4 protein-coding genes are annotated in these 7,462 nt (G+C 43.9%); all 4 read left to right on the forward strand.

Annotation, left to right across the window (positions count from 1 at the left end; all coding sequences use genetic code 11):
* Window positions 1–263 precede the first annotated feature (263 nt).
* On the forward strand, window positions 264–3,458 hold the full coding sequence (locus EW142_RS01180; protein ID WP_130608487.1) for a glycoside hydrolase family 2 TIM barrel-domain containing protein: 3,195 nt from the start codon (window positions 264–266) through the stop codon (window positions 3,456–3,458).
* A 12-nt stretch (window positions 3,459–3,470) separates the two neighbouring features.
* On the forward strand, window positions 3,471–4,898 hold the full coding sequence (locus EW142_RS01185) for a glycosyl hydrolase family 16 (protein ID WP_130608490.1): 1,428 nt from the start codon (window positions 3,471–3,473) through the stop codon (window positions 4,896–4,898).
* Between the two features lie 44 nt (window positions 4,899–4,942).
* Entirely contained in the window at window positions 4,943–5,776 is an 834-nt protein-coding gene (locus tag EW142_RS01190; RefSeq protein ID WP_240740129.1) for a glycoside hydrolase family 16 protein, read from the forward strand.
* Window positions 5,777–5,800: 24 nt separating this feature from the next.
* The coding region (locus EW142_RS01195; RefSeq protein ID WP_130612364.1) for a PKD domain-containing protein at window positions 5,801–7,462 on the forward strand (1,662 nt) is incomplete at its 3' end.

The raw sequence follows: 7,462 nt of genomic DNA on the forward strand, positions 1-7,462 counted from the left end.
ACAAAAAATTGCACTCTTTTTTACGATGTATGTTTTTTGTTGAGGTGTTTTTTATGGAGTTCCTATTTTATTAAGATAAGTTTAACCATCTAGAAAACTGGAGTTTCGTCTTCATGCCATTTACACAGGTAATTCTTAAGCCACAAGCGATAGAAATGGCAATCTTAAGACCACAACAAAAAGGTTTTAAAAAAACAAGCTTTAATCACAAAGCTTAAGTGCACAACTCTCTTTTCTGGAAACGAACTAAAACTAACAACACTATGAAAAACAAATTGCTGAGCTTACTTCTCTTGATGCTCTTCTTATTCATTTCACAGGCTTATTCGCAAGACCAGGTTTCTGTGGTAAATAATGAACAGGGATCAAAATTAGTGGTCAACGGGAAGGACTTTATGATGAATGGTATGAACTGGGATTATATCCCAATTGGTACCAACACAGTGAATGCCGCTTTCTGGACAAAACCGGACGATATTATTAAGGCCGGTCTGGACACAGAAATGTCGCTGTTAAAAAACATGGGGGTCAATGTTATTCGACAATATACCGGGGTTCCTGCCAAATGGATTCAGTACATCTACGAAAACTATGGGATCTATACCATGTTGAACCATTCTTTTGGACGTTATGGATTGACACTTAATGGTGTTTGGACACCCGTCACAATCTATGATGATCCAACAACCGTGGAGTTCTTGATGACGGAAATGAAAGAATTGGTAGAGGGATATAAGGATACGCCCGGACTTCTACTTTACCTGTTGGGTAACGAGAACAATTATGGACTGTTTTGGGCAGGAGCGGAAACTGAAGACTTTCCTGATGATGAAGGAAGGATTCAATTTATTGGTGAAAGTAGGGGAAGACCTATGTACCGTTTGATGAATGAGGCGGCAAAGATGATGAAATCCATGGACGCATCGCACCCTGTGGCAATATGTAATGGAGATGTTCTGTTTATTGACATCGTAGCAGAAGAATGTAAAGATGTTGATATCTATGGAACCAACACCTATCGAGGAGCTTCCTTTGGGGACATGTTCCAAGTAGTGAAGGAGAAATTGAACAAACCTGTCATGTTTACGGAGTTTGGAGCTGATGCCTTTAACGCTATTGAAAACAAGGAAGATCAGTTTTCGCAAGCGTATTACATGGTAGAAAACTGGAAAGAAATTTATGAAAACGCAGCAGGGCTTGGTAAAGTGGGTAATTCCATAGGTGGATTTACTTTTCAGTTTAGTGATGGTTGGTGGAAGTTTGGTTTTGATGATAGAGAAAACGCAGACTTACATGATAACAATGCGTCTTGGTCCAATGGTGGATACGCTAGGGACTTGGCCTATGAAGGCGCCAATAACATGAATGAGGAATGGTTTGGAATTTGCGCGAAGGGTGCAACAAACCCAAGAGGTCTTTATGAACTTTATCCACGTGCGGCCTACTACGCTTTAAAGGAGGCACATCAACTAAATCCATATGCCGATGGAGTGGACATGGATTTTGTACAAAATCATTTCAATAATATTCAATTAATGGATGCCGTCTTGAGGGCTCGAGGCGATAAAGCGGCTTTGACGGGTGAACAGAGTAACTTACTTCGAATTAGTAACCTTCAAGCGAAATTCGCAACATTCAGCACTGGTGGTAGTCTTATTACAACGCCTGATACACCAGATCCGGATGAACCAAATACCTTTCCCAATCAGCTAGGCTTTGACCACATGCAATCTTACTTTATAGGAGTTGAAGGTAATCCTGCGCCCAACATGCGAGCAGAAGTGAATCTAAATGTTGTTGGAAATGTAGCGCGAAATCCTATTAACGAGATTTTTTATGAAAATAATTCTCGTCCTATAGATGTTAGTTCAGATCAAGGTGATGTGGTAGTTTCAGACGTGAATCGGGTACGAGTGTATCAAGCAGAGTTTGAATGGAATGCAAAGGAATTCGATTTAAGAGGATTTTATAGAACCGGACATTACCATTGGGGCTATGAAGGTGACTTTTTCGGTTTTTATCCTGAAGCCAATTACGGCCCTAATCTAGACTTGTATAACGGTGAAATTTTAGGTGCGGAAATTGATGGAAAAGGGCCTCTTAAAGGTTTGAAGGTTGCTGTAGGTCCGCAATTATGGTGGGGTGCAAATCCAACTATGCTCTTCAAGTATAAAAAGCATATTGGAAAGTTTGATGTAACAGGTATTTACCATAGAGATTTTGAAACCAACGTAGTTCTTGATGAAAGTGGCCGTCGCGTCCTTGATGCCAATCAAATACGGAGTGGTGTAATCCCACCATGGCCCACCGAAAGGGCTTCCCTATCCATTGAGCGAGAGTTCGGTAAAGTTGGAATCCATGTAGGAGGTATTTGGGCAGGTAGTCCATTGAATGGCATCTCTTTTCAAGATGTAACTGGTACACCAGGCAATTATGTTGTTTTCGAGGATAGAATTCAAGCAAGTGACAACTGGGGTGGAAAATTCAAGATCACCTACGAGGGCGGCAAGTTTAATTGGTACGGACAAGCCGCTGCTATGGGATTGATTGCCAATGGAGGTGCAGACCAAACCATGACTTTTACAGGATGGAAACTCAGGGATACAGGAAGTGGTAATGTAACCAGTGTATTGTCTGGATTCACTATTGCAGCAGGAAACTTTCAGATTGCACCCAATTTTATGTGGCAAAAACCAATAGTGGATGCGATGCCGCAAGACGTACAGGGACCTGGACGTTTGCGTAACATCATAGATGATCCTTTTGCGGTACGTTGGAATCGTGAGACCACAGCGGGTGAGATATTGTTGACTTTTGATCCTACGCCAGGTACTTGGATGTATGAGTGGGACAATAATCAGGCTGAGGATGCGAAGTTCGCTATGAACCTTGGTTTCGTATATCGACACCTTCCTACTACTATGGATGCTCATATCGGTTTTAATGCAGCTAGGGAATTCTTTGCTTTTCCTACTTCCGCGCCAGCGGAAGATTTATGGGAAATCCACTCTAGAATGGTTTCCAAACTAAATCCAGAACTGGGCCTTATTGGAAATTTCTACTACGGCAACGGACAAGGTAACGGCGATAGTGACAGATTGATCAGACGTTTTGGAGCAGAAATACGAGGGATTTACAAAAAATTCAGACTATCGACCCATGTCAAAATAAATGATTGGGGTCCATACGATTACCATAGGGACTTTAACTTGACATTCCCCACACAACTCATGTTGGACCTTTCTACCACTTTAGGTAAACCAGATTGGTTCATTTTACCGGATACACAGGTAGGAATACGCGGAACATGGAGGTCTTTGAATCAATTCTCACCTAGGTTTGCGCCGAATGCAGTGGCAGATGAATTTGCAACCGAACCCATTATAAGTCCTATAGGATTTGGTAATGGCGATGAATGGGAGATTATGACTTACGTACACATCAACATTGGTAAATAAAAAGATTGAGAAATGAAAAACTATAAAAATATCAACATACGTTTTATACTTCTTTTGAGCTTGGGGATTGCTATTATATCAAGTTGTGAAAGAGACTTTTCAGATGATGTACAGTTTGCCACGTTTAATACCAACGGGGACATATTTACAGATGCACCGGTAGGGCTTACTGATGAGTTCTTCGATTCTTTTGACCCTGCGGGTCCTAATCCTGCAAATCCAGAGGGTTTTGGTACGGATGACAATGTTGCTTTTATGGGAACATCCTCTATACGGATTGATGTACCTGCACCAGACGATCCCGACGGTAGTTTCATTGGAGGTATTTTCTTGGATCGTGGGGATGGTAGAAATTTAACAGGTTTTGATGCCCTGACTTTTTATGTCAAAGGTTCCACAACAGCGACCATTGGTGAAGTAGGTTTTGGAACCGATTTTGGTGAAAATAAATTTGCGGTAATTGCCCAAAACATACGCCTATCTACCGATTGGCGAAAAGTGATCATTCCTATTCCAGACCCTTCAAAATTGATTCAGGAAAGAGGAATGTTCTTTTTCTCTGCAGGGTCTCAGAGTACTGGTGGTTTTGGGTTTACTTTTTGGATTGATGAGTTGCGTTTTGAAAAATTAGGAACTATAGCACAACCTAATCCAGCGATTTTGTTTGGCCAAGATGTTACAGAGCAAGCTTTTACTGGTTCCAGTCTACTTTTGGGGCCTCTTACGCAAACCTTTAATTTGGAATCTGGAATCAACCAAACCGTATTTGCTGCACCACGCTATTTCGATTTTACTTCTTCAGACAACACTGTGGCCAATGTAAACGAACTGGGTGAAGTTTCAGTCATCGGTACAGGGACTGCAACTATTACGGCCCAATTAGCAAACGTTCGGGCACAAGGATCATTGGAGGTCACATCGACTGGAGCGCTTCAAGCTGCTCCAACGCCAACACGGCCGGCGGCTAATGTAAGTTCCATATTTAGTGATGTTTATCCAAATGTGACAGAAAGCAGCTTTTTACCCAATTTTGGCGGATCTACTACAGAGACTACAATTATTTCAAACAGTGGAGATAATGTAGCGACCTACGCCAACAACAATTTTACAGGCATTACCTTCAATAACACGGTGGATGGTTCAGCAAGAGATTTCTTGCATGTTGATGTCTACGTACAGGCCGCCGGCACAGAGGTAGAAATTCAAATTAGGGATATTGGAGCTAACCAAGTATTGGAAACAAATACTACTACAGGATTTCCTGATGGTGATGATGTGGACTTTAGATTCACTTTGAACAATCTGACCGTAGGTCAATGGACTTCCTTCGATATTCCACTCGGCGGAGATTTGACGACCCAAAGAAACAATCTTGGAGCTCTGATATTAGTTGGTGGCCCCAACTTCATATTGGACAACATTTACTTCTATACAGAATAATGCAGTCCTGAAAATTGAAAAAAATGATTATGAAATATATACAGATGAAAACAATACAATCTATAGCGCTAAAATGCCTCATGGTAATCTCACTTGGGTTTATATCAGGCTGCGAAACAGATGACACCCAGACGGTGGCTACGTTGACCAATTTGGTACTGAGCGATGAGTTTAACACTGAAGGAGCGCCTAACAGTGACATTTGGGGCTTCGATATTGGTACGGGCATCGACGGCTGGGGAAACAATGAGCTGCAATACTACACAGATCGGACTGATAATGTAGAAATACAAAATGGCGTATTGTTGATTACAGCTCGGGAAGAGGCTTTCGAAGGTTCCGCATACACATCCGCAAGATTGACCACGAAAGATAAGTTCGAACAGCAATATGGTCGTTTTGAAGCCCGCATCCGGTTACCTTTTGGGCAAGGCATTTGGCCGGCCTTTTGGATGTTGGGAGCAGATATTGATGAAAACCCATGGCCAGGTGCTGGGGAGATAGATATTATGGAATACCGTGGACAGGAACCTACCATTCTCGTAGGAAGTATTCACGGTCCAGGCTACAGCGGAGGTGATGCTATTTCCAAGGAGTATACCTTAGAAAATGACCGCTTTGATACGGGTTTCCATGTTTTTGGAATTGAATGGGGTCCAGATTTTATCAATTACTACGTTGACGATGTTCTTTACAATCGAATTACCCCGGAGGATGTCGAGGAAGAAACGAATGGCGAAGGGACATGGGTATTTAACAAGCCTTTTTTCATCCTTATGAATCTTGCTGTTGGGGGAACTTTTGTGGGACCACCCAATGCCGAGACGCAATTTCCCCAGACCATGATTGTTGACTATGTAAGGGTATATACAAATTAATAAACTAAACTAACTTCTATAAAAATGAAACTATTACTTAAAAGAGCCAGAATACTTTCGATTTTGATTTTGGCCGTATCCTTTTTAGGATGTGAAGATGATGACGATGCTAATGGACTTCCTGAGGTCCTAGCAGGCTTTACGCAAACTATTATTGAAAATACAGGGGTTGTAACATTTATCAACATCTCAGAAAATGCTGATGCGTTTGAGTGGGATTTTGGGGATGGAACGACATCCACGGAAATAGACCCTATCAAAACGTTTGAATCAGGTACATTTACCGTGACGCTTACCGCTTCCAACGCCGCGGGCGCTTCCAGTACTTTTGAGGACGAATTGGTGATCGTGATACCAAATCCAATAACACTCCCTATAACCTTTGATGATGCCAATGTGGATTATGATGGGAATTCCGGTACTTTTGGAGGCGCAGCTTTTGAAATTGTTGCTAATCCAGATGAAAGCGGAACCAACGCTGTAGCTTCCGAAGTGGGACAAATCACCAATATTGGTGCTGCGTTCGAAGGCTTCTTCTTCAATTTGGGAACTCCTTTGGATTTAACTGATGATAAAACGGTGACTATTAACTTCTGGTCAGAAGTTGCCATTGATGTTTTAATGAAACTGGAACAAGGCACTGGAGCCGACACGGAAATTTCCGCGAGTCATGGCGGAACCGGATGGGAACAGCTTTCTTTTGATTTCACTTCTTCTGATAGTTTTTCCAGATTGACCTTTTTCGTTGATGGTCCAGGCACAACAGCAGGCACTTTCTTTATAGATGATATTGAACAAGAGGAAACTGCTGGCGGCGGTGGCAGTGGAGACACACCTACCGAGGCGGCGCCTACCCCTCCGGCGAGGGACGCAGCGGACGTTATCTCGCTCTTCAGCAACGCCTATACCGACATTACCGTGGATACCTTCTACGCTGGATTCAGCGCTGGCGGCGGTGTTACGGACGTACAGGTTGCCGGGGACGACACCAAACTGTACACCGATCTCGACTTTGCCGGAATTGAAACACTAACGGAGAGCGTGGACCTATCGAGCATGACCAACCTCCACATCGATGTTTGGACTACGACGAGCTTTGACTTAGTGACCGGTGTGGTCGACTTTGGGGGAGACGGCTTCGGAAGCGGCAACGACACCCGTGGTGATGCCACGACCACGCTGGCGGCCGGTTCGTGGACCTCTATAGACGTGACCATTGCGGACCTGCAGACGGCGAGTTTGACGGCAACCCCAACAGACTTCAGTCAGCTGATACTCGACGTGGTCGACGTGACCGGAACGATCTATGTGGACAACATTTATTTCTATAATGATGCGCCAGGCGGCGGAGACACGCCGACAGAAGCTGCGCCGACCCCACCGGCAAGGGACGCGGCTGATGTGATTTCGCTGTTCAGCGACGCCTATACCGACATTACTGTGGACACCTTCTACGCTGGATTCAGCGCTGGCGGCGGTGTTGCGGACGTACAGGTTGCCGGGGACGACACCAAGCAATATACCGACCTTGACTTCGCGGGCATCGAGACGCTCACGGCAAGCGTGGACCTTTCCAGCATGACCAACTTCCATATTGACGTGTGGACAGCCACCAGCTTTGACTTCGTGACCGGTGTGGTCGATTTTGGGGGAGACGGCTTCGGAAGCGGTAACGACACCCGTGGC

The sequence above is a fragment of the Flagellimonas allohymeniacidonis genome (assembly GCF_004296335.1).
In the GTDB taxonomy this organism is placed as follows: Bacteria; Bacteroidota; Bacteroidia; order Flavobacteriales; family Flavobacteriaceae; genus Flagellimonas; species Flagellimonas allohymeniacidonis.

Coding starts and splice junctions, on each gene's coding strand:
- EW142_RS01180 (WP_130608487.1), top strand. CDS start 264: ATGAAAAACAAATTGCTGAGCTTACTTCTCTTGATGCTCTTCTTATTC.
- EW142_RS01190 (WP_240740129.1), top strand. CDS start 4,943: ATGAAAACAATACAATCTATAGCGCTAAAATGCCTCATGGTAATCTCA.
- EW142_RS01185 (WP_130608490.1), top strand. CDS start 3,471: ATGAAAAACTATAAAAATATCAACATACGTTTTATACTTCTTTTGAGC.